The 26,079-nt window shown below is 60.0% G+C and carries 20 protein-coding genes; 18 read left to right on the top strand and 2 right to left on the bottom strand.

Annotated elements, in window-relative coordinates:
• Positions 1-2: 2 nt before the first annotated feature.
• Entirely contained in the window at positions 3-416 is a 414-nt protein-coding gene (locus H6650_11500) for a hypothetical protein (GenBank protein MCB8952630.1), read from the bottom strand.
• Between the two features lie 316 nt (positions 417-732).
• Here H6650_11500 and H6650_11495 point away from each other — a divergent pair, with 316 nt between their 5' ends.
• Entirely contained in the window at positions 733-3,711 is a 2,979-nt protein-coding gene (locus H6650_11495) for a glycine--tRNA ligase subunit beta (GenBank protein MCB8952629.1), read from the top strand.
• 47 nt (positions 3,712-3,758) lie between these two features.
• Here H6650_11495 and H6650_11490 read toward each other — a convergent pair whose 3' ends face one another.
• Complete coding sequence (locus H6650_11490) at positions 3,759-7,025, bottom strand: tetratricopeptide repeat protein (GenBank protein MCB8952628.1); 3,267 nt, start codon at positions 7,023-7,025, stop codon at positions 3,759-3,761.
• A gap of 309 nt (positions 7,026-7,334) precedes the next feature.
• Here H6650_11490 and H6650_11485 point away from each other — a divergent pair, with 309 nt between their 5' ends.
• The 17 genes from H6650_11485 to H6650_11405 all read left to right on the top strand — a co-directional run bounded on the left by H6650_11485 (position 7,335) and on the right by H6650_11405 (position 26,037).
• Entirely contained in the window at positions 7,335-9,272 is a 1,938-nt protein-coding gene (locus H6650_11485) for a DNA primase (GenBank protein ID MCB8952627.1), read from the top strand.
• A gap of 375 nt (positions 9,273-9,647) precedes the next feature.
• Entirely contained in the window at positions 9,648-11,330 is a 1,683-nt protein-coding gene (gene rpoD, locus H6650_11480; protein ID MCB8952626.1) for an RNA polymerase sigma factor RpoD, read from the top strand.
• Positions 11,331-11,590: 260 nt separating this feature from the next.
• Complete coding sequence (locus tag H6650_11475; protein MCB8952625.1) at positions 11,591-11,956, top strand: NADH-quinone oxidoreductase subunit A; 366 nt, start codon at positions 11,591-11,593, stop codon at positions 11,954-11,956.
• Positions 11,947-12,438 carry an NADH-quinone oxidoreductase subunit B gene (locus H6650_11470; GenBank protein MCB8952624.1) on the top strand — a complete coding sequence of 164 codons (492 nt, stop codon included), beginning with the start codon at positions 11,947-11,949 and terminating at the stop codon, positions 12,436-12,438. Before H6650_11475 ends, H6650_11470 begins: the two co-directional genes overlap by 10 nt.
• Entirely contained in the window at positions 12,435-12,950 is a 516-nt protein-coding gene (locus H6650_11465; protein MCB8952623.1) for an NADH-quinone oxidoreductase subunit C, read from the top strand. The genes H6650_11470 and H6650_11465 overlap by 4 nt, the downstream gene beginning before the upstream one ends.
• 203 nt (positions 12,951-13,153) lie before the next feature.
• Positions 13,154-14,326, top strand: a complete 1,173-nt coding sequence (gene nuoD, locus H6650_11460; GenBank protein ID MCB8952622.1) for an NADH dehydrogenase (quinone) subunit D — start codon at positions 13,154-13,156, stop codon at positions 14,324-14,326.
• A gap of 269 nt (positions 14,327-14,595) precedes the next feature.
• On the top strand, positions 14,596-14,856 hold the full coding sequence (locus tag H6650_11455) for a hypothetical protein (GenBank protein MCB8952621.1): 261 nt from the start codon (positions 14,596-14,598) through the stop codon (positions 14,854-14,856).
• Entirely contained in the window at positions 14,822-15,181 is a 360-nt protein-coding gene (locus tag H6650_11450; protein ID MCB8952620.1) for a type II toxin-antitoxin system PemK/MazF family toxin, read from the top strand. Before H6650_11455 ends, H6650_11450 begins: the two co-directional genes overlap by 35 nt.
• 55 nt (positions 15,182-15,236) lie before the next feature.
• Positions 15,237-15,725 (top strand): NAD(P)H-dependent oxidoreductase subunit E, encoded by a 489-nt coding sequence (locus tag H6650_11445; GenBank protein ID MCB8952619.1) that lies wholly within the window; start codon positions 15,237-15,239, stop codon positions 15,723-15,725.
• Between the two features lies 1 nt (position 15,726).
• Complete coding sequence (nuoF, locus tag H6650_11440; protein MCB8952618.1) at positions 15,727-17,031, top strand: NADH-quinone oxidoreductase subunit NuoF; 1,305 nt, start codon at positions 15,727-15,729, stop codon at positions 17,029-17,031.
• A gap of 68 nt (positions 17,032-17,099) precedes the next feature.
• The gene (gene nuoG, locus H6650_11435) at positions 17,100-19,652 is read left to right on the top strand and encodes an NADH-quinone oxidoreductase subunit NuoG (protein MCB8952617.1); all 2,553 of its coding nucleotides are present in this window, start codon (positions 17,100-17,102) and stop codon (positions 19,650-19,652) included.
• Positions 19,649-20,749, top strand: a complete 1,101-nt coding sequence (nuoH, locus tag H6650_11430; protein MCB8952616.1) for an NADH-quinone oxidoreductase subunit NuoH — start codon at positions 19,649-19,651, stop codon at positions 20,747-20,749. Before nuoG ends, nuoH begins: the two co-directional genes overlap by 4 nt.
• A gap of 53 nt (positions 20,750-20,802) precedes the next feature.
• Positions 20,803-21,303 carry an NADH-quinone oxidoreductase subunit NuoI gene (gene nuoI / locus H6650_11425; GenBank protein MCB8952615.1) on the top strand — a complete coding sequence of 167 codons (501 nt, stop codon included), beginning with the start codon at positions 20,803-20,805 and terminating at the stop codon, positions 21,301-21,303.
• A 34-nt stretch (positions 21,304-21,337) separates the two neighbouring features.
• Positions 21,338-21,832 carry an NADH-quinone oxidoreductase subunit J gene (locus H6650_11420; protein MCB8952614.1) on the top strand — a complete coding sequence of 165 codons (495 nt, stop codon included), beginning with the start codon at positions 21,338-21,340 and terminating at the stop codon, positions 21,830-21,832.
• A gap of 30 nt (positions 21,833-21,862) precedes the next feature.
• The gene (nuoK, locus tag H6650_11415) at positions 21,863-22,225 is read left to right on the top strand and encodes an NADH-quinone oxidoreductase subunit NuoK (GenBank protein MCB8952613.1); all 363 of its coding nucleotides are present in this window, start codon (positions 21,863-21,865) and stop codon (positions 22,223-22,225) included.
• A 12-nt stretch (positions 22,226-22,237) separates the two neighbouring features.
• The gene (locus H6650_11410) at positions 22,238-24,463 is read left to right on the top strand and encodes an NADH-quinone oxidoreductase subunit L (GenBank protein ID MCB8952612.1); all 2,226 of its coding nucleotides are present in this window, start codon (positions 22,238-22,240) and stop codon (positions 24,461-24,463) included.
• A 65-nt stretch (positions 24,464-24,528) separates the two neighbouring features.
• Positions 24,529-26,037 (top strand): NADH-quinone oxidoreductase subunit M, encoded by a 1,509-nt coding sequence (locus H6650_11405; protein ID MCB8952611.1) that lies wholly within the window; start codon positions 24,529-24,531, stop codon positions 26,035-26,037.
• Positions 26,038-26,079: the final 42 nt, after the last annotated feature.

Raw genomic sequence — 26,079 nt, 5'->3', positions numbered from 1 at the left:
CTTCAACGATTCACACGCCGCCACGCATCCGGGTTAACCGATCCGGACAACCAGCTAACCACCGCCCCCAACACCGCCCAGATGAGGACTGTTTCCCCCGTTGTCTTGCCCCGCGTCGCCAGCAGGGCGCGGGCCAGCGCATCCGCCAGAAAACGGACCCCACGCCAGAGCGCGGCGGCAATGGTCTGATCCAGCAAGAGCAAGATGACCAGCACAACGACGAGTCCCACAACGGCGAACCGCCCCTTCTGTTCCAGCCCAAACACGAAGAAGCCTATCAACACGATCAGCACGATTCCGAGGAAGGTCATCAGAATGCGCGCCAGCGCCAGCGGAGCCGCCGACAGGATCAAGCCGATAATCGCGCCCAAAGCTCCGCCGCCAAGAAGCCGAACAATGGTTTCACCCAGTTTCATAATGACTGCCTGTCCCTTTCTTGACCGCGAGGGGGGGGTGCTCGCGTTCCAGCCGCTTGCGGAATGCCGGCATTTTACCAACCCACTCAACTATCATTGCGACCACCTCCGCCCCCATGCTATAATCCCGCGGCTATGGTACAACCGGCCTCCAGAAAATTGAAAACTTGCGCGATGAACGCCGCCGGGAAAAAACGTGTGCTTTTGACAAACAGTATATCGCACCACAACCGGCGCGGCATATCCCCATCCGCGCCGCTTCGCCGCATGGTACATGGGCAACGCACATCGCACCAGAGAAAAATGGACTATTTGCATGAGTGAAAAGCTGAGTTTCGCCGACATTATCCTGCGTTTATTGACCTACTGGAAAGACCAGGGCTGCCTCGTATGGCAGCCATACAACATCCAGGTTGGCGCGGGCACAATGAACCCGGCCACATCGCTGCGCGTGTTGGGGCCGGAGCCGTGGAACGTCGTCTATGTCGAACCCAGCATTCGCCCCGATGACGGGCGCTTTGGCGACAACCCCAACCGAATGCAGCAACATTACCAGCTTCAGGTCATCCTCAAGCCCGACCCAGGAAACCCGCAAGAGCTGTACCTCAAGAGCCTGGAAGCAATCGGCATCAACCCCCGCGAACACGACATCCGCTTCGTGGAAGATAACTGGGAAAGCCCGGCACTCGGCGCGTGGGGACTGGGTTGGGAAGTCTGGCTGGACGGCCAGGAGATCACGCAGTTTACCTACTTCCAGCAGGCGGGCGGCTTTGACCTGGACCCCGTTTCCGTGGAGATCACCTATGGCCTCGACCGCATCTGCCTGGCCCTGCAAAACGCGGATAGCGTGTGGGAGATGACGTATGGCGCGGGCGTGCCCTATGGCGAAGTGCTGCTGCAAGCGGAGATTGAACACTGCCAGTATTACTTCTTTGGTGCGGACGTGGAGGCGCTGCACGAAGTCTACGACACCTACGAGCGGGAAGCCCAACGCTGCCTCACGGCCGGCCTGGTGGCGCCCGCGCATGATTACAATTTGAAGTGTTCCCATCTGTTCAATGTGCTGGACACACGCGGGGCGATTGGGGTGACGGAGCGGGCGAACTATTTCCGGCGTATGCGTACGATTGCGCGGCAGGTGGCGGAGCAGTATTTGCAGCAGCGCGAGAAACTGGGGCATCCTCTTTTCCAGACGCCCGGCTGGAACCAGCCGCCGCGCGTGGCGGAAACGCCGCCGCCGCCCGCGCTCACGGACGCCGACCCGCGTGCTTTTCTGCTGGAAATTGGCGGCGAAGAACTCCCCGCCGCCGACCTGACCTCCGCGCTCAATCAACTGCGGCAGATGGTTCCCGAACTCCTCGACAGTTTGCGCCTCGGCTATGATCGCGTGGAGGTCCACGGCACGCCCCGCCGTCTGTCTGTGTTTGTGCCTAACCTGGCGGCGCGCCAGACTGACCTGGAAACGGAGGCGAAAGGCCCGCCCGCCGACCGCGCATTTACGCCGGATGGGCAACCAACGGCGGCGGCTATCGGTTTCGCGCGTGGCAAGGGCGTGGATGTGGCGAATTTGCGCGTGGTCACGGAAGGGAAGCGCCGCTACGTGGTGGCCTCTGTGTTTGAGCCGGGGCGTCCCGCGCCGGAGGTGCTGGCGGAGCGGCTGCCGGACCTGATTGCCGGCATTAAATTCGAGCGTTCGATGCGGTGGAATCATACCAACATCACCTACAGCCGCCCGCTGCGCTGGCTGGTGGCATTGTATGGGACGGACGTGGTGCCTTTTGTGTATGCCGGCATTTCCGCCAACCGCACCAGCCGCGGCCTTCGCCCCTACGACTCCCCCCCCATCCCCCTCGCCGCCGCCGCCGACTACGCCCAGGCCATGCAACAAAACGGCATCATCGTGGACACGAACCACCGCCGAGAAACCATCTGGCGCGAAGCCGGCGCCCTCGCCGCCGCCCGTGGCGGTCATCTGCGCCGCGACGACGCCCTCCTCGCCGAAGTCACCAATCTCGTTGAGCGCCCCACGCCCCTGCTGGGCAGCTTCGAGCAGAAGTACCTGGCCCTGCCCGCCGACGCCCTCGTCGCCGTCATGAAAAAGCACCAACGCTACTTCCCTGTTTACGATGATGCCGGCAATCTACTCCCCTACTTCATCGCCGTGCGCAACGGGGACAACGTGCATCTGGACATCGTCACCGACGGCAACGAACACGTCATCCGCGCCCGCTTCGCCGACGCCGACTTCTTCTACAACAACGACATCAAGCGCGAACTGGCCGACTTCCTCCCCGACCTGGACAAACTCACCTTCCAGTTTGACCTCGGCTCCATGCGCGACAAGGTGCGCCGTCTGGAAAAACTGACGCCCGCCCTCGCCGCCATGCTGCACCTGACGCCGGCGGAAACCGCCATTGCCAGCCGCGCCGCCGTCCTCAGCAAGGCCGACCTGGCCACCAGCCTCGTGGTTGAAATGACCTCCCTGCAAGGGCTGATGGGCGGGCACTACGCGCGGCGCAGCGGCGAAAGCGCGGACGTCGCCGCGGCCATTGCCGAGCAGTACGAGGCGGTCAGCCGCACGCGGCCCGGCCTGGCGCTGGCCCTGGCGGACCGCCTGGACAGCCTTGTGGGACTGTTTGCCGCCGGACTGGCCCCCAAAGGCTCCAATGACCCCTTTGCCTTGCGCCGCGCCGCCATTCACATCATCGAGAACCTGATCGGCAACCAGATTCGCTTCGATTTGCGCCCGGCGCTGGCGCAGGCGGCGGCGTTGTTGCCCGTGGCCGCCGACTGGCCGGTGCAGCGGGAAGTGCTGGACTTCATCACGGGGCGGCTGGAAGTGGTGCTGCGGGAGAAGGGCATTAGCACGCATGTGGTGAAGGCGGTGCTGGCGGAGCAGGCGTTTGATCCCTTTGCCGCCGGCGAAACGGCGCGGGCGCTGGATGCGGCTATTCAGCAGCCGGGCTGGAGCGATTTGCTGGACGCCTTCGCCCGCTGCGTGCGCATCACGCGCGGCCACGACCAGGTGTATGCGCTGCGCCCCGATGCTTTCGCGCTGGCGGATGAGCAGCAGCTTTTGGCCGCTTATCGGCAGGCGAGCGACAGGATGGATGGGTCGCTGCCGGCATTTCTTGACGCGCTACGCCAGATGCAGCCGGCCATCACCCGCTTCTTTGATAACGTGCTGGTGATGGACGAGGATCAGGCGGTGCGCGAGAATCGGCTGGCGCTGCTGCAAGCGATTGCCCGCCTGCCGCGCGGCCTCGCGGACTTGTCGGAGTTGGAGGGGTTCTAAAATAGAAATAGAAACCCGGTTTTTTTGAAAAACCGGGTTTCTTCTTTTTAAGTCAGTTGTTGCAGCAGGTCGGCTTCGTCGGCGAAGGTGCGCGGCGTCGGTGTGGGGGAGAGCCGCGCCGCCAGCGCCGCCGCCTCTTTCTGGACGGCCTGGCTGCTGCCGGCATTTTCCCGCACATACGCCAGCAGTCCCGCCGCCAGGTCCACCTTCCCCTCGCGCCAACTCAACTCCGCCCAAGTCACCAGCGTCTCCATCTTCAGGCGCGCCTGTTCTCCCGCCTGCGTCAGTTGCAGCGCCTCCCGCAAGTAGCGCCGCGCCGCCGCCAGGTCTCCCTGACGGATCATCGTCTGCCCCAGGTAGCGCAGCGCCAGCACTGTGTCCATCTGGCTGTCCAACGTGCGATACAGAGACAGCGCCTGCCGCAGTTCTGCTTCCGCCTCCGCATCCAAGCCGCGCAACAGGGCCACCCGGCCCAACCAGAACAGGGCGTGCGCGTTGCCCATCGCGTGCCCCATTTCGCGCCAGATGCGCGCGCTTTCCGCGAGTACCTCCCCGGCCCGCGCCAACTCGTCCATCAACACGGCTACTTCCCCCAGATTGCTGAGCGATTGCGCCAGACCGGCGCGATGTCCCATGTCGCGAAAGAGGGACACGGCCCGCTCATAGAGGCGCATGGCGTCGGCTTGATTGCCGGCATCTGAGGCCGCCACGGCCAGGTTATTCGCGGAGATAGCCATGCCCCAGCGGTCTTGCTGCGCCTCGCGGATGCGCATGGCGGCCTGGAACTGCTCCGTGGCGGCGGCCATGTCTCCTAATTCGCGGGCGACAGTCCCCAGATTGTCGAGATAGACGGCCAGTTGGCGCGGACTGCCGGCATACGCCCCTCCTGCCAGCCCCGCTTCGTATAGTTGACGTGCTTCGTGATACCGCCCCGCCTGGATGCAGGCGTTGCCCCAGTAAAGGCGGGCCAACGTTTCCTTCTGTTGATCCTGGGCCGCTTGCGCCAGCGCCAGGCTTTCGCGCAGGTAGGGGATGGCGGCGACGGCGTTGTTTTGCAGCCGTTCCCCTTCGCCAAGATAGGCGAGGGCCAGCGCCAGTTCGCGTGGCCGGTTGGCGGCGCGGAGGATGGTGACACTGGTTTGCAGCCGTCGGCGGGCGTCATCGTACTGCCCCAGGCGTTGGTCGAAGCGCGCCCAGCGTGTGAGCAGGCGCGCGCGTTGCATGTCGCGGTCGGGGCCGGGAGGGAAGGTGTCCAGGTGGGCGGCGGCTTCCGCCAGCATTTGCCAACCCGGCTGGTAGAGGCTGTGGCGGTCGTAGAGGTAGAAGAGGGCGTGCAGCATGTCGCCCACGTCGGCTAACTGCCGCTGCGCCAGCGCCCAGGTCCAGGCGGCGCGGATGTTGTCGATTTCGGCGTCGATGGCGGCGATGTGCGTTTTTTCGTCGGGGGTGTTGAGCAGCGGTTCGCGCTGCCGCAGGAAGGCGGCGTAGCAGCGGCTGTGGCGGGCGGCGACCTGGAATTGGGCGGTGGGATCGCGGTTGAGTTCGATGCCGGCATAATGCCGCAGCAGCGTGTGTAGTTCCCAACGTCCGGCGGCGGTGCGGCGCAGCAGCGACTTGTCCGCCAGGTCGGCCAGCAGCGTCGGCGTGGCCGCGGCGACCGTCTCCGCCGCCGCGGACGTGAAGGAGGCGGCGAAAATGGCAAGCCGGTAAAACGTGGCGCGCTCTGTATCGCGCAGCAGGGCGCAGGTGTGCGTGAAGACGGCTTGCAAGCTACGATGGCGGGCGGGCAGGTTGCGGTAGGGGGTGCTGAGGAAGTCGAGGCTGGCGGCGACGTGGGCGGCGATTTCCGGGCAGGTGAACTGGCGCACCCAGGCGGCGGCGAGTTCGATTCCCAGGGGCATGCCTTCGAGATGCCGGCATACCTGGGCCATCGCCCGCCAATCTTCCTCCGTCGGCGTAAAATCTCGCCGCAGTTGCCGCGCCTGCTGCCAGAACAACCGCACCGCGCTGAAGTCCACCGCCCCCTCCGGCGACACGTCCGCCGGCGGGTACGCCAGGCCGGGCGCGTCGTGGACCCACTCCTCCCGCAAATTGAGCCGCTCGCGGGAAGTGACCAGCAGTTTCACGTCAGGGGCGTGATGCAGAAGGTGCGCCAGCAGCGCCGCGCCTTCCTCTTCCGCCAGCAGATGCTCCATGTTGTCCAGTATGAGCAGCAATTCTCGCTCTCGCAATTGCTGCGTCAGTTGCGTGTCGGGGGGGGCCTGCCCGGACAGTTCCAGCCCCAGGGCGTCGGCGATGGTGGCGGAGAGCAGGCGCGCGGAGGAGAGCGCGGCCAGCGGGACGTACCAGATGCCATCGAGGAACATGCCGGGGCGCTGTTGGATGATGTCTTGCGCCGTTTGCAGGGCCAGGCGGGTTTTGCCGATGCCGCCGGGGCCGAGAATGGTGAGCAGGCGGCAGTCGGGGTCGGCAAGGTGTCGGCGCAGGGCGGCGCGTTCGGCGGTGCGCCCGACGAAGGGGGTGGGGGCGGGGGGGAGGTTGTGCCGCCCGATGGCCCCGGCGCGGCGCAGGCGTTCGTAGAAGGCGGTGGTTTCCGCCAGGGGGAGGACGCCGAGGTCGTCGGCGAGGAGCTGCCGGCATTTTTGATACTGCTGTAAGGCGGCGTGGCGTTGTCCGGCGCGGGCCAGGAGCTGCATCAGGTGGCGATGGGCTTCCTCGCTGTAGGGGTCGAGATCTGCCAGGCGAGTCGCGTAGGGAATGCCGGCCTGATAATCGCCCACGAGCAGGAAATGGCGCACCAACATTTGCCACGCCTGCACCGCCAGCCGTCGCAGCCGTTCCCGCGTGACCAGCAGCCACGCTTCAAACTCTCGCCCGTCGCGGATGGTGAAATGGGCCAGGAAATCGCCCTGGTAGAGCGCCGCCGCCGTTTGTAGTTGCGACAGGTCGTTTTCTGTGAGGGGAAATGCCGGCATCCGCGTTTCCCAATCCCGCGGCAAGGCCTCAAAACGGCGCGCGTCAATCTCATGCGGCGACTGGAAATTAAAAGCCACATCCTGGCGCGTGATCAGCAGGTGGTCGCCCACCGCCCGCCGCAGCGCGGACAGCAGCGAGCGCAGATTCGCCTGCGCCTGCTCCTGCGGACGATCATCCCAGAGCAGGTCCGCCAGCGCCTCGCGCGCCACCGGTCGGTCCTGGCAAGCCACGTAGATGAGGAGCGCTTCCGCGGTGCGTGAAGGGAGGCTGGTGAGCGGCTGACCATTTAGGAGGATGGTCACATTGCCCAGAAGGTTGAGGGTGAGGTAGTCGGTCATAGTGCAATTTGTGTTCGCTTCTACATTATAGATACCCTTATCTAACAATCAACTGAAAACCACCAACTGAAAACTACCAACTGATGACTCTACTGAAAAAGGCCAAAAACCGGGTTTTTACACATGAACCACTCTGGTTATTTCGGCCGGACACTCGAAAAACCCGGTTTTTTCAGTGACTCAACTGATCACTATCCACCGACCGCCATCCACTGTTCCCTGTTCCGTCCACTAACCGATTCGCATTACATCGGGTATAATCCACCTATCCCGCGATAAACTATGCCAGCCAACCGGCCCAACGAGAACATGAGCGTATCCCAGGAAATTAAGAGCCGACTCGATATCGTCGAAATCGTCGAGGAGTACCTGCCGCTGCGTAAATCAGGTAGCTCTTACACCGGTTTTTGCCCTTTTCATTCCAACACGCGCACGCCGGCCTTCGTCGTCTTCCCCGACAGCCAGACCTGGCGCTGTTTTGGGGCTTGCGCCGAAGGAGGCGACGTTTTTTCCTTCCTGATGAAGAAGGAGGGGTGGGATTTTAAGGAGGCGTTGACGCGGTTGGCGCAGCGGGCGGGCGTGGAACTCCACGAGGCAACGCCCGCGCAGCAGGCGATGCAGGTGGTTGAGGATCGGCTGGCGAATTTGTTGGATGCGGCGGCGGACTATTTCCACCAGCTTTTGCTCTATGCGCCGCAGGCGGAATATGCGCGCCGCTATGTGGCCGGGCGCGCCCTGCGTGAGGAGACGGTGGCTGCGTTCCGGTTGGGTTTTGCGCTAGATAGTTGGGATGCGTGCCGCACGCATTTCATGAGCCAGGGGTATGATCTGGATGATTTGATGGATGTGGGGTTGTTGAGCAAGCATGAGGAGCGGGGCACAACGTATGACCGTTTCCGCAACCGGTTGATGATTCCGATCCGGGATGTGAATGGGCGCACGGTGGGGTTTGGGGCGCGCACGTTTGACCCGGATGGCGTGCCTAAGTATCTCAATTCGCCGCAGACGACGTTGTTTGACAAAAGCCATTTGCTGTATGGCCTGGATATGGGGAAGCGCCATATTCGGGAGGCGCGGCAGGCGGTGATTGTGGAAGGGTACATGGATGTGATGCAGGCGCACCAGATGGGGTTCAAGAATGTGGTGGCGCAGATGGGGACGGCGCTGACGGAGGAGCAGTTGCGGCTGCTGAAGCGGTATACGAAGCGGTTTGTGATTGCGTTGGATGCGGATAATGCCGGCATGAAAGCCACCCTCCGCAGCCTGGAAGTCGCCCGCGATACCCTCGACCGCGAAGCAGACACGCGCTTCGATCCTCATGGGCTGGTGCGTCATGAAGGCCGCCTGCAAGCAGACATCCGCATTGTTACCCTGCCTGCCGGCAACGACCCGGACAAGCTCATTCGCACCCAGCCCGGCCAATGGCCCCTCCTCGTCTCGCAGGCACGGCCCATCGTTGAATACGTTATCGGCGTTTACACCAGCGACCTTGACGCCAACGACGCCAAAGCGAAAGCAGAGGTCGCCCAAAAAGTGCTGCCCCTGATCGCCGACGTGGCCGACCCGGTGGAGCGGGAGCATTATCGCCAGACATTGGCCCGTACCCTGCGCATTGACGAACGCACACTGCTCAAAGTGGCCGTTCCTCGGGCCAGGTCCCATTCTCCGGCGGAAACCAAAGCGGCTGCGAGCGCGCCGCCCAAACGCTCCGCGCTTCCGCTGGGGCAGACCTTTGCTATTGAAAAGCGAGAGACCAATTATCTGCGGCAGGTGCTGGCCCATCCGCACATCATGATTGAGGTTGACAACATGCTGCGGCAGCAGGAGCAGCCCGTGCTGGCGGAGACGGATTTTTCCATTTTTGAGGATAGAATGCTTTTTCTGTCGCTGCGGCAGGTCATCTACGCGGGACTTTTTACGGCTGTGGAAGACCTGGTGGACCAACTGGATGCCCCATTGCAGGAACGGCTGGACTTCCTCACCAGTCAGGATGGGCAGCAGCGGTTCCTTTCCACGCCGGATACAGCCGATTCGCTGGTGCTTTCGGTGCTCCATTGCCGTGGCGAAAGGATCAGGCAGCAGTTGAGTAGTGTCAAGCAATTGTTGGAGCAGAGTGATAAGCAGCGGAATCCTGATTTGTTGGCGGCTTATGACCAGCAGTTGGGGCAGGATTTGTTGCGCATTAACAAGGCGAAGGCGGCGATGATGGCGGTTAATCGTCGTCGCGCCGCCGAAAAACGTCTGTGATGGAGAATGGGCGTTACGGGGTGGTTGGTTATACAATGGTAAATGCCGGCATTTTGCCCAACATGCCGGCTTGCTTACAAACGTATCACGCGCCTTCCCCAAGGCTACGTCTCCCAGTTGCCAGAGACCGCGTCATCAATTTTGTCCGCGAACAAACAGGCAACAACTGATCGTAAGATTTTACTTCTTAGTAGCCCTCCGAAAACAAGTTCACGTTTTCATCGGACGGCTACTGACAAGCTGTCCGCACAATTCCGCTAACTTAATTGCGGACAGCCACTTAGGTGCGACATACTTCTCTCCGGGCAAAGCGTGGCGTTATTCATGTCTGTGCATTGCCCTTCTGTCCGCTGCACAGTTACCAGGGATTAAGTCATGACCGACCTGATTGATAATGAATGGGAAGAGGTTGAGGAAGAAAGCTCTGGCAACGACGACTCCCCCATAAATGTGGAAGCGTTAGTCAAAGAAGCCCGCCGCTCCGGTCAAATTGACGAAGCGGATGTGCAGACGATCCTGGCTTCTACCGATGAAGAACAGGCCGACCTCCTCTATGAGCGACTGCAGAAGTTGGGAATCCGCATTGTCTCCGATAACGGGCAGACAGTGGAAGACATCGCCGAATCCTCCAGCTTACTGGGGTACGACACGGACGACACCTTCGGCGACGATGTCTATTACACGGACACGGTCGAAGATGACCCTGTCCACACCTATCTCAAGGAGATTGGGCAGGTGCCGCTGCTGACGGCGGAACAAGAAATCTGGCTGGCGACCCAGTTGGTCGCTTCCACCGTGTTGGAGAAGTTGACCACAAAGGCGAAAAAAGCCAACCCCGAAGGAAATTTCCGCCGCGAAGCAATGGTCATGAACTATGGCATCCTCTGGGATAGCTGGCTCAAAGCCCGCGGCGCCGCGATGTCCATTCAAGTGCAGCTTCCTGACCTGGGCCTGCTTATTGAAGAATCCCGTCAGCTTCGCCACACCTGGCATTCCGACCGCGTCTCCTACCTGCGGCACTATCTCAACGATGGCGAGTGGGGGCAGGCGGAAGCCTGGTCAGAACTGGCGCGCAACGTATTTGCCCTGTTCACCTCCCTCTACCTGCTGCCCACCCGATTCCAGGATGAGCTGCAAACCCATTATCAGAAGCACCAGGACTTTCCCTCGCCCCCATCATTCCAGAAAATAGTCAACCTGGATGATGCCGCCCTGGCGTACAACGAGTTCATGATCTACCATCTGGCGGAAGAGGCAAAAACAAATCTCACCCGGGCCAATTTGCGCCTGGTCGTCAGCGTCGCCAAGCGGTACATGGGGCGTGGTATCCAATTCCTCGACCTGGTGCAGGAAGGCAACGTTGGCCTGCTGCGTGCCGTAGAGAAATTCGACCACACCAAAGGGTACAAATTTAGCACCTATGCCACCTGGTGGATTCGCCAGGCCGTCAGTCGGGCCATTGCCGACCAGGCGCGCACCATCCGCATTCCCGTGCATATGGTGGAAACCATCAACAAAATCGTGCGCACACAGCGTTCTATGGTGCAAAAATTGAGCCGCGAACCTACCATTGAGGAACTGGTGCTGGAGTTGGACTATCTGACGCCGGAGGAAACGGAAACGATTCGTCGCGCCACGGATAATGACGGTCATATTGACCCACTCCTTTATCGCAAGTGGCGGCAGGCAGCCAATAAGGTGCGCAACATTTTGCACATCTCCCAGGACCCCATGTCCCTGGAGCTGCCCGTGGGCACGGAGGAGTCCACCCAGTTAGGTGATTTCATTGAGGATGACACCGTCGTGGAGCCGGTGGACGCCGCCTCGCAAGAATTGCTGCGGGAACAGGTGCGCGAGGTGTTGGTAAACCTGACGGAACGGGAGCGGGAAGTGCTGGAGATGCGTTTTGGCCTGGCGGACGGCAAAGACCACACGCTGGAGGAAGTGGGCAAAAAGTTCGGCGTGACCCGTGAGCGGATTCGCCAGATTGAGGCCAAAGCGCTGCGCAAACTGCGCCACCCCAGCCGCAGCCGCGCTCTGCGCGACTATCTGAATTGAGCGCCATCCCCAGGCAACCTTCCCTCCGGGGGGAAGATTTCCGCCTGGTTTCGTGGAAAAGCGGTCAGCGTCGGCAGCGCCGCCCTTAAAATCTACGCGAAGCAACGCTGCCTTGAGCAGTGAGTAACGTTGGTGCGTGGTGAATAGACCACGCACATTTTATGTCAAATGGATGCGTCATTTTTTTCGCATCCCTTATTGCCCGCCAATCTGTTTGTGATAAAATGAACAGGTCAACCTTTCAACTCTGCGAGCGTTTCATGGACCAGTTTCTCATCCCCTATATACCGATTGCCGTTTTGCTGGGTATCGCCCTGTTTTTTGCGGTGCTGCTGCCCGTCCTTTCTCTCAGTTTGGGGCCGCGTCGTCCTGGCGTGCGCAAGGACATGCCGTATGAATCGGGCATGACGCCCATTGGCGAGGCGCAGCGCCGCCTCCCGGTTCGCTTCTATCGGATTGCCGTCCTTTTTATCCTTTTCGACGTTGACATCATCCTCCTCGTCCCATACACCCTGGTGCTGCGACAATTGGGTCTCTTTGGCCTGAATGCCGTTCTCATCTTCCTCGTCGTCTTCATCTTGGGTGATCTTTGGGTGTGGAAAAAAGGAGTGTTGGAATGGGAATAGAACAAAAATTGGGGTCGTTGGGCGTTGTTACCTATCGCCTGGAGGACCTGGTCAATTGGGGGCGTACCAACGCCATGTGGCCGATGTTGTTTGGTCTGGCGTGCTGTGCGATTGAGATGATGTCTACGCAAGCGTCACATTACGATGCGTCGCGCTTTGGCATGGAATTGATGCGCCCCTCTCCGCGGCAATCGGATTTGATGATTGTGGCCGGGCGCGTTTCGCGCAAGATGGCTCCCGTGTTGCGCCGCCTGTATGATCAGATGCCCGATCCGAAGTGGGTGATTGCCATGGGGGACTGCGCTTCCTGTGGCGGCATTTTTAACAATTATGCCATTGTGCAGGGCGTGGACGAAATTGTGCCGGTGGATGTGTATGTGGCGGGCTGCCCCCCACGCCCGGAGGCCTTGATTGATGGCATTATGACGCTGCATGAGAAAATCCGCGGCGAGAAATTGACGACCTGGGCGGATAAAGCATGAACGATCTGGTAACGAAGAAGTTGCAGGCGGCTTTCCCGGAGGCGATTACGGAAATCGTCGATTTTCGCGGTGAGCGCACGTTTGTTATTGAGGCGGAAAACTTGATTCCGGTGTGCCAGTTTCTGCGGGATGACGCGGAGTTGCTTTATAATTTCGTTTCGGATATTTGCGCGGATGATTTGCTGCCGGCATTTCCCCGCTTTGCCGTTAATTACCATTTACGCTCCATTCCCCACAAACACGTGATTCGGCTGCGCGTGCCGGTGGAGGACCCCGACGAGGGGCCACCGACGCTGGGGCCGCTGTGGTCGGTCGCAACGTGGTTGGAGATGGAAGTGTGGGACTTGATGGGGATTCGTTTTGCCGGCAACAACAGCCTCCGCCGCCTCTTTTTGCCTGAGGATTGGGTCGGACATCCGCTGCGCAAAGATTACCCCCTGGGTTACGAAGAAGTCCAGTTCTCTTTCAACTGGGAGGCGATTGACGCCCGCAAGCCTTACGCCAAAGACTGAACGAACGGCGTGGCGGCGTTGTCCCATCCCTCCCTCTCGTGCCAAAACCTGACAATCTGAAACGAACTGATGGGCAGTGGAAGAAACGCCTGCCCGTTTTCTCTGTTTATGAGGCCAACATGACCCTAACAAGCGCGCAGAGCGACATTGTTCAAGAACTGACCGTGGAAGAACTGCGGGCCAAAGTTGGTTCCGGGATGACCATTGAGTCAGAAGAGCACATGCTCTTGAGCATGGGGCCGCAGCATCCCAGCACCCACGGCGTCCTCCGTTTGCTGGTGGAACTGGATGGCGAGACGGTCGTGAATCTGGCGAACGACGTCGGCTTTCTGCACACCGGCGTGGAAAAAAGCATGGAGTCGAAGACGTACACCAAAGCCCTGGTGATGACGGACCGCCTTGACTACCTGTCGCCGATGTCCAACAACATGGGCTATATTTTGGCCGTGGAGAAGCTTCTGGGTGTAGAGGTTCCGCCACGGGCGCAGGTCATTCGCGTGATTTTGCTGGAGATGGCCCGCATCAGCAGTCATCTGGTGTGGCTGGCGACCCATGCGCTGGACCTGGCGGCTATGTCCGTTTTTCTCTACTGCTTTCGCGAGCGCGAATACATTCTGGATGTGTTCGAGATGGTCGCGGGGCAGCGGATGATGGTCAGTTATTTCCGGCCGGGTGGGTTGTGGCGCGATGTTCCGGAGGAATTTGTGCCGGCAATTCGCCAATTCCTCGACTTCTTCCCCGCCAAAATCGCCGACTACGAAGCCCTCCTCAAGAACAACCCCATCTGGTTGCAGCGCACCAAAGGCGTTGGCGCCATTTCCGCCGCCGATGCCATCTCCTGGGGAATGACCGGCGCCAGCCTGCGTGGCTCCGGCGTAGACTGGGACATCCGCAAATCCCAACCCTACATGGGGTACGACACCTACGACTTCGAAGTCCCTCTGGAAACCGACGGCGACGTCTACGCCCGCTACCGCTGCCGTATGCGCGAGATGTGGCAGAGCCTGCGCATCATTGAACAGGCCCTCGATAGGCTCAAACCCGGTCCCGTGAACATTGACGACCGCAAAATCGTGCCCCCGCCGCGTTCGGAACTGGGACACAGCATGGAAGCCGTTATCCACCACTTCAAGCTGTGGACAGAAGGCTTCAGCGCTCCCACGGGCTACGTCTACAACAGCATCGAATCGCCACGGGGCGAATTGGGTTGCTACCTGCGCGGCGACGGCACGCCCAAGCCTGCCCGCGTCCACTTCCGCACCCCTTCCTACGTCAACCTGGCCTCGCTGCCCGTCCTCGCCAAAGGTACATTTATTGCCGACCTGGTGGCTATCATCGGCTCCATTGACATCGTCCTGGGTGAGATTGATAGATAATGCGTAACTACTTAGCCCGTTGTCTGAGCCTGTCGAAGACTGACATGGGCTGCGACAAGCTCAGCCCACGAGAGGGTTGTAGTTACGATGATGCCTGACAATTGCGGTAAATGATGGTGACTATACAGGTCATCTGCCCAGATTGGACCAATTTGCTCTGGTTAAATCCTGTTAATGTCTACAAAATTGGTCCAATCTCTCGGAGACGTGAATAGTTACAAATGATTTTGACGTAAATAACCCTGATCAAATATGGAGAGGTATGGAGTATGTTAGTCACCATAGAGGGGGTTTATCGTGATGGTAAAATTGAGTTAACCGGGATTCCTCAAAACATGCAGGATGAGACTCTGGTCATCGTTACGTTCTTGACGCCAAGATATGTTGATTTGCGTACACGAGGTATTGATGAGGACGAGGCATTCGATTTGCGGGCGCGTCTGAGTGCGTTTGCTGAAGATTGGGAAAGCTCTGAAATGAATATTTACGACCACTATGATGCAGCCCACACGTCTTTACAAGCGCGGTGACGTCGTCTTAGTCCTCTTCCCGCATTCAGATTTGCGAACAGCCAAGTCTCGTCCGGCTCTTATTGTCCAGGCCGACGATCTGCAGACGGACTTGCCGCAGGTAATTGTAGCTATGATCACGAGCAGAATGTTTCGTGCCAATCATCCGAGTCGCGTGACGGTATTGCTCGCCGATGCTGAAGGGCGAGAATCAGGATTACTGACTGATTCAGTTGTGATGACGGACAATCTGGCAACGGTTGGGGATGCCGCAATCGATCGTATTATTGGTTCCTTGCCGATGGCAGCTATTGATAGAGCGTTGCAACATACGCTTGGTTTGTAATGACTTATCGGTGGCTGAATGCATTGATGTGAAGTAGTTCTTCTGGGAGAAGGTTGTGATTGCAGAAAAGCATGGTGATCAAATCAAAGCAATTCTGGCGCGGTATCCAGATAAAAAATCCGCGGTGCTGCCGCTGATGCACCTGGCGCAGGAAGCCTATGGTTATATGAGTCCCGAGGCCATGGCGGATGTTGCCGGCATTCTCGACCTGGACCCCACGCACGTACTTTCCCTGGCGGGCTTCTACACCCTCTTCCATGAGGAACCCGTGGGCAAATACGTGCTGGAAATCTGCAACGACCTGGCCTGCGCCCTCTGCGGCGCGGACGAATTCGTGGAGATGGCTTCGCGCAAGTTGGGGATCCCCGTCGAGGGCACGACGCCGGACGGCCTGTTTACGTTGAAGACGGTCATGTGCCTGGCGGCGTGCGACAAAGCGCCCATGCTGCAGTGCAACCTGCACTACCACGAAAAGCTGGACGAAGCCCAATTTGATGCGCTGATCGCCCAACTGCGTGCGGAAGCAGCCACGGCAGGAGATTAGTATGGCTCACTTATTGCTGCGACATCGTGACGTGCCAGACATCCACAAGCTGGCGGTGTATGAGGAAAACGGCGGCTACGCGGCCTGGAAGCAGGCGCTTGGTTCGCTCACGCCCGTGCAGGTGCGCGACGAGGTGCGCAAGGCGAATATCAAAGGACGAGGCGGGGCGGGGTTTCCTGCCGGCATTAAATGGGGATTCATACCTAAAACCGACGCGCCCAAATACGTCGTCGTCAACGCCGACGAGTCAGAAACAGGCACCTTCAAAGACCGTGAACTGATCGAATCCAACCCCCATCAGGTCATCGAAGGCGCCCTCCTCTGCGCCTACGCCATCCAGGCCCAAACCATCTACATCTACTTCCGCGGCGAATTCCTGCGCACCGCCGCCCCATTTGAACAGGCGCTGCAAGACGCCTACGCCGCCGGCTACATCGGCGAAAACATCCTCGATTCCGGCTACAGCGTCAACTTTTACACCCACTACGGCGCGGGCGCATACATTTGTGGCGAGGAAACCGCCCTGCTCAACTCCCTCATGGGCAACCTGGGCCAGCCCTGGTCCAAGCCCCCCTTCCCCGCCGTCCAGGGCCTCTACGCCAGCCCCACCGTCGTCAACAACGTGGAAACGCTAGCCAACGTCCCCCTCGTCCTCACCAACGGCGCGGACTGGTATCTCGAACTGGGTACGCCCAACAGCCCCGGGCCTAAAGTCGTCTGCCTTAGCGGGCGCGTCAATCAGCCCGGCAACTACGAAATCGAAATGGGTAAGACCACCTACCGCCAACTCATTTACGACTTCGGCGGCGGCATCCCCGGCGACAAAAAAGTGAAGGCCATTTTCCCCTCCGGCGGTTCCGGAGCCATCATCACCGCCGAAGCAATGGACGCCCCCATCTCTTTTGAGGGATTGGCTCCCTACGACTCCATCATGGGGTCCGCTTCCGTGATCGTCTGCGACGAGACGGTAGACATGGTGTGGGCGGCGATGAAAGCCGTTCACTTCTTCAAACATGAATCTTGCGGCAAATGCACGCCCTGCCGCGAAGGAACGTTCTGGTTGGATAAGGTGCTGCACCGCGTTTACTACGGACACGGTCGCCCCGAGGACATTGCCTTGCTGAAAAGCGTGGCCGGACAGATTCAAGGCAAGTGCCTGTGCGCGTTGGGAGAATTCGCCATCAACCCCGTCCTGTCCGCCATCCGGTTGTTCCCACAGGAATTTGAAGCGAAAGTCAAACCCCATGCCAATGGGCATGGCGCAAAACAGCCGGCGGCGCGGCAACGGCAGACAGCCGCCGCCTGAGCAGGCTTGACGGAGCGGCATCCACACGCCCGCTGACAACGTCGTAAACTCTCACATCTGAGGTGCGGATGAGTGATCAAGTAACCCTGACCATTGACGGTATCGAACTGACCGTTCCTAAAGGGACGCTGGTCGTGGACGCGGCCAAGAAAGTGGCGGTGGACATCCCCGTCTTCTGCTACCATCCCAAGATGACGCCCGTGGGCATGTGCCGCATGTGCCTGGTGGAAATCGGCATGCCCATGCGCGACCGGGCCACGGGTGAACTGCTGCGCGAAGCGGATGGCTCGCCCAAACTCAACTGGGGCAAGGCGCTGCAAACGGGCTGCACCGTGGAAGTCGCGCCGGGGATGGTGGTGCGCACCACGACGGAGCAGGTGGACACAGCGCGGGAAGACGTGATCGAATTCATCCTTACCAGCCATCCGCTGGACTGCCCGATTTGCGACAAAGGCGGGGAGTGTCCGCTGCAAAACCTGACAATGGCGCATGGCCGGGGCGATAGTCGCTTCGATTTTAGCGACAAAATTAAGCTGGAAAAACACGTCCCGCTGGGCGAGTTGATTTACCTGGATCGGGAGCGCTGCATTCAGTGCGCCCGCTGCATTCGCTTCCAGGACGAGGTGGTGGATGATCCGGTGATCGGTTTCCACAATCGCGGGCGCAGCCTGGAGATTGTGACCATGTCCGATCCGGGCTTCGACAGCTTCTGGAGCGGCAATACGACGGATATTTGCCCCGTGGGCGCGCTCACGACCAGCGATTTCCGCTTTGGCGCGCGCCCCTGGGAACTGACGCCGGTCGCCAGTGTCTGCTCCCACTGCCCCGTGGGCTGCAACATGACCATGAGTACGCGGCGCGAGGCCGTTTCCGGCGGTCGTCCGGTGATCAAACGCATTATGCCGCGCCAGAATGAGCAAGTGAACGAAATCTGGTTGTGCGACAAGGGGCGTTTTGTGCATCATTTCGCCGACGATGCGGAGCGGTTGACGACGCCGCTGCTGCGCAAGAACGGTCAGTTGACGCCCGTTTCCTGGCAAGAGGCACTGGATGTGGTGGCCGGCAAGCTCCAGCAATTGAAGGGAGCCGCCGCCGGTCTGGCGAATGATCGTTTGAGCAACGAGGATTTGTTTGCCTTCCAGCACTTGTTCCGGCAAGGGCTGGGCAGCCATAACGTGGACCTGGCTGATAAGCGGATGGGCGGCGGCGACGTCGTGGCTCAGGTGGGCTTGAGCAGCGGCAGCAATTTGCTGCAATTGGGGCAGGGAGACGCGATCCTGGTGATGGCGTCTGATTTGCACGAGGAAGCGCCGGTCTGGTGGCTGCGTGTGAAACAGGCGGCGCAGCGGGGGGCGAGCGTGGTGGTGCTGAATGCGCGGGCCACGCGCCTGGATCGCTGGGCAAAACATGTGGTGCATTATGGCGCGGGCATGGGCGTGGAGACGCTGCGGCAGGTGCTGAACGGCGCGAAGGTGCTGGATGCCCCGGCGGCGGATAGGGTGCAGGCGGCAGGGCAGGCGTTGGCGAATGCGCGGAACCTGGTGGCATTTTATGGCTGCGAGGGGTTGTCCTACGCGGAGACGGAAGCGGTGGCGGCGCTGTTGGGCAATTTGCTGCTGTTGAAGGACGCGGATGGGGCGCATCGTGCCGGCAAAACAAACAATGGTCTCGTTCCTGTCTGGCCGCGGGGCAACACACAAGGCGCGTGGGACATGGGCGTGCGCCCGGACGCGGGGCCTGGCTACAAGCGTGTGGCTGCCCCCGGTTTGGACGCGGCGGCCATGTACGCGGGCGCGGCTTCCGGGCAGATCAAGGCGCTGTATGTCTTGGGCGCGGACCCGGTGGGCGATGGTTTGATGGCCGGGCGGGGCAAGCTGGCATTTTTGGTGGTGCAGGAGTTGTTCCTGACGAAAACAGCGGAACTGGCGGACGTGGTTTTGCCGGCACAAAGCTGGGCCGAACGCGAAGGAACCTACACCAGCGGCGAGCGGCGCGTGCAGCGTTTCTACCAGGCCATCCCCGCCGTGGGCGAGGCGCGCCCCGACTGGCAGATTTTGCTGCAAATTGGCGAGCGCGTGGGGTTGGGCAAGCCGAAGATGGCCGCCAGCCTCGTTTTCAAGCAGTTGGCCGCCGCCGCGCTGCCGTACAACGGCATGGATTACCGCACCCTGGCGCACGTCGAACCGCAGTGGCCGGACGTGGGACGGGACGACCTCTACTACGGTGGTACGGCCTACGATAACCAGTCGGGCCTGGGGCAGCAGTGGGCTGCCGGTGCGGAGAAGGGAAATGTGGCCTTGTTTGCCGTGCCGGACACGGGCGCGGCGGCGGATGGTTTGCGCGTTATCCAGGCGCGGACGTTGTACCGACCCGGAACGCTTATTGCCCGGTCGGAGATGTTGCAAGCGCGTGTGGCGCAGCCGGCGGTGTGGCTGCATCCGGCGGATGGGGCGGCTTTGGGCGTGGCGGATGGCGAGAGCGTTGCTTTGCGCGTCAACGGCCAGGTCATTCCCTCCCCGGCAAACGTGAATGAGGACGTTTCTGCCGGCATTGCCGTCGTTCGCGGCGTCACCTATCAAGCAGGCAGCATCCACATTGAGAAAATGAAGGAAGTCGCATGACACCAGGTCAAGTCGCCCTGCGGGCCTTAATCGTTGGATTCATCATGAGCTTCGTGGTCATCACGGGCTTTGCCTACACCACCCTGTTGGAACGGAAGCTGCTGGCGCGGCTGCAAGGGCGCGTGGGACCCAATCGCGCGGGCTACATCCCCATTCCCTGGAAAGGGGGCGAGCGCCGTTTCCTCAGCGGCTTCATGCAGCCCGCCGCCGATGCGGTAAAGTTGTTCTTCAAGGAAGATTACACGCCGGTGAAGGTGGATAGATACATTTACACACTGGCGCCGATGTTGACGGTGATGCCGGCAATCCTTATCCTGGCCGTCATCCCCTGGGCGGGCGAAATCAACATCTTCGGGGCTAAATTCTCCCCCTATTTCGCTATCGCGCCCGGTGTCAACGTCGGCGTGCTGTTTATCCTGGCGATCACGTCCATCGGCGTCTACGGCGTCGTGCTGGCCGGTTGGGGGTCCAACAACAAGTACGCCATTCTGGGCGGCATTCGCGCCTCGGCGCAGATGATCAGCTACGAACTGGCGTTGGGGTTGTCCGTGTTGCCCTCGATTATTCTGGCCGGCTCCATGGACCTGGGCGACATCGTGGCGGCGCAGCAAGGGGGCTGGTACATCTTCCTGCAACCCATCGCCGCCGTCATCTTCTGCATTGGCGCGCTGGCGGAATTACAGCGCGCGCCGTTCGACTTGTTGGAGGCGGAGCAGGAGCTTTCCGCCGGCTACAACGTGGAGTATGGCGGAATGCGATTTGGCATGTTCTTCATGGCGGAGTACATGAAGATGATCTCCCTCAGCGCCATTGCCGCGGTATTGTTTTTTGGGGGGTATCGCGGGCCGTTTGTGGACCAAGTGCCGGCATTAGGCTTCCTCTACCTCATCCTCAAAATCATCGTCGGCCTCTGCATCATGGTCTGGATTCGCGCCTCTTTGCCTCGCCTCCGCTACGATCAACTCATGTCATTTGGCTGGAAAGTGCTGCTGCCCATCTCCGTCCTAAACCTGATCATCACCATGGTCTTTGTCGTCCTCTCCTCCACCGGCGCGCTCAACCCGCTCTTCGACCTGCTCGGAACAATGCTACCATGAGCGCCCGGCAACATGAAACGTCATCCATGTCACCCGCTTGAGAAGGAAAAGATATGTTTGGAGAAATCCTGAAAGGCTTAGGGACCACGCTAAAACATCTGGTTCAACCCCCGGTCACCGTCGAATACCCAGAGGTGAAACGACCGGTCCGTAACCGTTTCAAGGGCCGCCACGAACTCAAGCGGTACGATAACGGGCTGGAAAAATGTATCGGCTGCTCTTTGTGCGCGGCGGCCTGTCCCGCCGATGCCATCTTCGTGGAAGCCGCCGAAAACACCGACGACGAACGTTACTCGCCCGGCGAGCGGTACGCCCGCGTCTACGAGATCAACATGCTGCGCTGCATCTTCTGTGGCTATTGCGAAGACGCCTGCCCCACCGAGGCGATTGTGCTGGAAAGTAACTTTGAGTTGAGCTTCTACGACCGCGCCAGCGCCATCTACACCAAAGAGATGCTCCTGAACCCGCCCCCCGAAGGCAGCCAGGACACGCCGCGGCAGGTCGAACCGGGCACATTCAATCGGGCCATCCCCGAAATGGAAAATCCGAAGTAGCTCCACGGAGCAAACGCAGCGTGAGGCGACGTTTATGGGAAATGCAATTGTCTTTTTTATCCTGGCGGTAACGGCGATAGGCGCGGCGGCAGGGATGTTGATCAGCCGCAATGCGGTCTACAGCGCCCTCTACCTGATCTTGAATCTGTGTACGATTGCCGTCCTTTTCTTGCTGCTGAATGCCCCATTCCTGGCTATGGTGCAGATCACGGTGTACGCCGGGGCCATCATGGTCCTGTTCTTGTTCGTGATCATGTTGCTGGGAGCGGAGCAAATTGGCGGATTACGCACGCTCCGTGGCAACTTGCCACCATTGGCGTTGGCGCTGGTGCTGCTGGCCGTGTTTGCCGTCGTTCTCACTAATAACGGCGTGAGCGCCGCCGCGACCGCGCCCATTGACGCCAGCCCCAGTGCCGTGGGCATCGCTCTGTTCCAGCATTTTGTCCTTCCTTTTGAAATCACCTCCGTCTTGCTGCTGGTGGCCATGATTGGTGTCGTCGTGCTGCAAACGAAGAAGGAAAAGGGATGAAGTAAAGGTATGAGGTATGAGGTATGAGGTATGAAGACCTCACACCTCATACCTTATACCTCATGCTTTCTCAAGGAGTCTAGCGTGACGGAAGTTTCTCTCAACTGGTACATTGCCCTTAGCGCCATTTTGTTTGCCATGGGCGCGCTGGGCGTGTTGCTGCGCCGCAACGCCATCATTATTTTCATGTCCATTGAGCTGATGCTCAACGCGGCCAACCTGGCTTTTGTGGCTTTTGCCCGTCAACTGGGCGATCTGAATGGACAGGTGTTTGTTTTCTTCGTGATGACGGTGGCCGCGGCGGAAGTGGCCGTGGGGTTGGCCTTAATCGTGTCCATCTTCCGCTCCAAGAAGAGCATCAACATTGACGAAATCAACCTGCTGAAAGGATAGCGCGAGGCGCGTATGAATGCTTTTGCACTGGCTCCCCTCATTTTGATACTGCCGTTTGTGGGCTTTCTCTTTAATGGCCTGATCGGTCGCCGCTTTGTGGACGCCGACCGCGCCGTGGGGGAGAAATGGACGGGCTGGATTGCCAGCGGCATGGCCTTGAGCGCCTTCGCCGTCTCTCTGGCGCTGCTGGCCAGCCTCAGCGCCCACGACTATCACGCTCAGGTTATTCCGCTGTTTGACTGGATCGTGATTCCCGCGGCCAATTTCCATGTGCCCTGGGCCATCCAGGTGGACACCCTGTCCGTGACGATGATGCTTGTGGTCACGGGCGTTGGCTCGCTCATCCACATCTACGCCATTGGCTACATGCACGGGGACAAGGATTACTCCCGCTTCTTCGCCTACTTCAACCTGTTCATTTTCTTCATGCTCGTTCTCGTGTCCGGCAGCAACTACCTGATGCTGTTTGTCGGTTGGGAAGGCGTGGGGCTTTGTTCCTTTTTGCTCATTGGCTTCTGGTTTGATTCCGTGGCGAACTCCGACGCGGCGCGTAAGGCGTTTGTCGCCAACCGCGTGGGCGACTTTGCCATGGTTATCGCCATGATCCTCACTTTTTGGACGTTTGGCTCCCTGGAGTTCAACACCGTTTTTAGTGGCGCGGAGGAGTTGTTCCACGCGGGGCACATGGTCACGTTTGGCACGTTTGCCGCGCCGTTGGGCACGGTGGTGACGGCGATTACGGCGCTGTTTTTGATGGGGGCTGCCGGCAAATCCGCGCAAATCCCCCTCTACATCTGGCTGCCGGATGCCATGGCCGGCCCCACGCCCGTCTCCGCCCTCATCCACGCGGCCACAATGGTCACGTCGGGCATTTATTTGATCACGCGCAGCAACGTCTTGTTTGAGATTGCCCGCGTCGCCGACGTAAAAATCCTGGGTCTCGTTTCCTCCCCTGACCTGGTGGCCTACGTGGGTGCGGCAACGGCGCTGCTGGCGGGCCTGATTGCGTTTACGCAGTTTGACATTAAGAAGGTGCTGGCGTATTCCACGGTGAGCCAGCTTGGTTTTATGGTGGCGGCGGTGGGGATGGGGGCGTATGTTGCCGGCATGTTCCACCTCGTCACGCACGCCTTCTTCAAAGCCCTCCTCTTCCTCAGCTCCGGCTCCGTCATTCACGGCATGGAGCATGGGCATCACCACATCCACGCGCACGGGCATGACGCCCACGACGGGCACGCCGTACAGGCTCCCGCCCACGACGACTTCGATCCGCAAGATATGCGCACCATGGGCGGCCTGCGCCAGCGTATGAACATCACCTTCATCGTCTTCATCACCGGCGCGCTGGCCCTGGCCGGGGTCGCTCCCCTGGCCGGTTTCTGGTCCAAAGACGAAATCCTGGCCTTTGCTTCCGAAACCAACCAGCCCGTCTACATTTTGTTGGCCCTGGCGGCCATTTGCACCGCCTTCTACATGGGGCGGCAGGTGAAAATGGTGTTCTTTGGCAAACCGCGACACGAAGCCGCCGCCCACGCCGAAGAAAGCCCGCCCATCATGTGGGTTCCGCTGGCGGTGCTGGCGCTGCTGTCCTTCTTTGGCGGCATGTTCATCAACCTGCCCTTCTTCAGCAAAGAGGCGTATGAGGCCGCGCACGGTCCGACGGGCGCGTTCTTGCGCCTGGAAGGATGGCTGGAGCATTCGCTGGCCTCTTTTCACCTCACAGAGGAAGGGCTGCTGCACCTGCCGCACGTGGAGCCATATTTGCATCCCCTGGTGGCGGGTATCTCCCTGGGGCTGGCGTTGATTTTCCTGGCGCTGGCTTTCTTCGTGGTCTACGGCAAGCGGCCGCGGACGGCGGAGGAGAAGGACCCGCTGCAGAGCATTCCTTATGTGTGGTCCTTCTTTGCGGCGCTGCCTCTGAATACGGTGGCAATGCAGGGGATTGTGCCGGCATTTAACAAAATCGCCGACTGGTGTGGACACGCCATTGATGGCGCATTCTGGCACGACTTCGTCCACAACAGCCTCATCCGGGACGCCTTCGTCGGCTGGTCCCGCTTTATTGACTTCATCGACAAAAAAGGACTGGACGGCCTTCTCGTCCTCGGCAGCGCCCGCCTCACCCGCTGGCTTGCCGGCATCATCCGCCGCGGCCAGACCGGATACGTGCGCAACTACGCCCTCACCATCTTCCTCGGCGTCGTCCTGCTCCTGGCCTACTTTGTCTTTGTCGGATAACGTCGAATCCCCATTCGGCTTATCCCTTTTGATCCCAAGAACGATAGAAACGTTTTGGAGACGGCATGAACTCAATTCTCACCATCGTCACGTTCTTTCCCCTGTTGGGTGTGGCAGCTATCCTGCTGCTGAAGTCGTTTAATCAGGAAAGCGACGACCGCATCCGCCAGGTGGCACTGACCACGTCCATTGCCACCTTTGTCATCTCGGTCATCGTCCTCGTGCTCTTTGATCGCAACGTCGCCACGCTGCAATTGGTGGATCGCGTGAAATGGATTCCCGCCTGGGGCATCGAATACCACCTGGGCATCGACGGCCTCAGCATTCTCATGCTCATGCTCACCACCGTCATCAGCCCCCTGGCGATCTACGCCTCCTTCAGCGCCATCCAGGAGCAGTTGAAGCAGTACTACATCTTCATGTTGCTGCTGGAAGTGGGCATGACGGGCGTCTTCCTGGCGCAGGACCTGTTCCTGTTCTACATTTTCTGGGAATTCACCCTCATCCCCATGTACTTCCTCATCGGCATCTGGGGCGGCAAACAGCGCGTCTACGCCTCCATCAAGTTCTTCCTCTACACGATGGCCGGTTCCCTGTTCATGCTGCTGGCCATCCTGTACATGGGCATCACCAACGGCACCTTCTCCGTGCCGGACCTGATCACGGGGCGCGCCGCCTTCGCCGGGATGCAAAATCTGTTGTTCATCGGCTTTGCGCTGGCCTTCGCCGTAAAGGTCCCGCTGTTCCCCTTCCACTCCTGGTTGCCCGACGCCCACACGGAAGCGCCCACGGCAGGGTCTATTATTCTTGCCGGCATTTTGCTGAAAATGGGCACGTATGGCTTCATCCGCTTCAATCTGCCCCTCTTCCCGGAAGCCTCCATCCAGTACGCCCCCTTCATCGCCGTGCTGGCCATCATCGGCATCATCTACGGCGCCATCGTCTCCTTCGCCCAAAAAGACGTGAAGAAACTGGTCGCCTACTCCAGCGTCAGTCACCTCGGCTTCGTCATGTTGGGCATCTTCTCGTTGAATGCTGCCGGCCTTCAAGGCGCCATCATCCAGGGCGTTAACCACGGCCTCAGCAGCGGCGCCTTATTCTTCCTCGTCGGCATCATCTACGAACAGCGGCACACCCGCGAGATCAAGGAATTCGGCGGCCTCTGGCGCGTCATGCCCGTCTTCAGCGTCCTTTCCCTGATCATCGTCCTCTCCAGCATGGGCCTGCCCGGCCTGAACGGCTTCGTGGGCGAATTCACCATTCTCCTCGGCTCCATGGGCGCTACCCAATCGCTGGGGCCGAACGCCTGGATTTACACCGCATTCGCCACCACGGGCGTCATTCTAGCCGCCGTCTATCTCTTGTGGATGTTCCAGCGCGTCTTCATGGGACCGCTGGACAATCCCGCCAACAAAAAACTGCGCGACGTCAACGGGCGCGAACTGGCCATCTTCGTCGTCTTCCTCGTCTTCATCGTCTGGATAGGCATCGCTCCCGCCGGCTATTTCAGCCTTATGAACAACACCGTCGCCTCCTTGCTCCGCAGCGTGGGCACACTCGTCGCCGGCGGCTGACGTTTCTGGTTTTTCCGAATCTGATAAAGCCCCTGGCCAACA

The organism is Ardenticatenales bacterium (genome assembly GCA_020634515.1).
Taxonomy (GTDB): domain Bacteria; phylum Chloroflexota; class Anaerolineae; order Promineifilales; family Promineifilaceae; genus JAGVTM01.
The sequence above is the reverse complement of the archived record's forward strand: the minus strand, read 5'-3'. Positions and strand labels throughout refer to the sequence as shown.

Excerpts from the sequence above, each read along its gene's own strand:
- H6650_11500 (MCB8952630.1), bottom strand. The coding sequence starts at position 416 with ATGAAACTGGGTGAAACCATTGTTCGGCTTCTTGGCGGCGGAGCTTTG.
- H6650_11495 (MCB8952629.1), top strand. The coding sequence starts at position 733 with ATGAGTGAAAAGCTGAGTTTCGCCGACATTATCCTGCGTTTATTGACC.
- H6650_11490 (MCB8952628.1), bottom strand. The coding sequence starts at position 7,025 with ATGACCGACTACCTCACCCTCAACCTTCTGGGCAATGTGACCATCCTC.
- H6650_11485 (MCB8952627.1), top strand. The coding sequence starts at position 7,335 with ATGAGCGTATCCCAGGAAATTAAGAGCCGACTCGATATCGTCGAAATC.
- rpoD (MCB8952626.1), top strand. The coding sequence starts at position 9,648 with ATGACCGACCTGATTGATAATGAATGGGAAGAGGTTGAGGAAGAAAGC.
- H6650_11475 (MCB8952625.1), top strand. The coding sequence starts at position 11,591 with ATGGACCAGTTTCTCATCCCCTATATACCGATTGCCGTTTTGCTGGGT.
- H6650_11470 (MCB8952624.1), top strand. The coding sequence starts at position 11,947 with ATGGGAATAGAACAAAAATTGGGGTCGTTGGGCGTTGTTACCTATCGC.
- H6650_11465 (MCB8952623.1), top strand. The coding sequence starts at position 12,435 with ATGAACGATCTGGTAACGAAGAAGTTGCAGGCGGCTTTCCCGGAGGCG.
- H6650_11455 (MCB8952621.1), top strand. The coding sequence starts at position 14,596 with ATGTTAGTCACCATAGAGGGGGTTTATCGTGATGGTAAAATTGAGTTA.
- H6650_11450 (MCB8952620.1), top strand. The coding sequence starts at position 14,822 with ATGATGCAGCCCACACGTCTTTACAAGCGCGGTGACGTCGTCTTAGTC.
- nuoF (MCB8952618.1), top strand. The coding sequence starts at position 15,727 with ATGGCTCACTTATTGCTGCGACATCGTGACGTGCCAGACATCCACAAG.
- nuoG (MCB8952617.1), top strand. The coding sequence starts at position 17,100 with ATGAGTGATCAAGTAACCCTGACCATTGACGGTATCGAACTGACCGTT.
- nuoH (MCB8952616.1), top strand. The coding sequence starts at position 19,649 with ATGACACCAGGTCAAGTCGCCCTGCGGGCCTTAATCGTTGGATTCATC.
- nuoI (MCB8952615.1), top strand. The coding sequence starts at position 20,803 with ATGTTTGGAGAAATCCTGAAAGGCTTAGGGACCACGCTAAAACATCTG.
- H6650_11420 (MCB8952614.1), top strand. The coding sequence starts at position 21,338 with ATGGGAAATGCAATTGTCTTTTTTATCCTGGCGGTAACGGCGATAGGC.
- nuoK (MCB8952613.1), top strand. The coding sequence starts at position 21,863 with ATGAAGACCTCACACCTCATACCTTATACCTCATGCTTTCTCAAGGAG.
- H6650_11410 (MCB8952612.1), top strand. The coding sequence starts at position 22,238 with ATGAATGCTTTTGCACTGGCTCCCCTCATTTTGATACTGCCGTTTGTG.
- H6650_11405 (MCB8952611.1), top strand. The coding sequence starts at position 24,529 with ATGAACTCAATTCTCACCATCGTCACGTTCTTTCCCCTGTTGGGTGTG.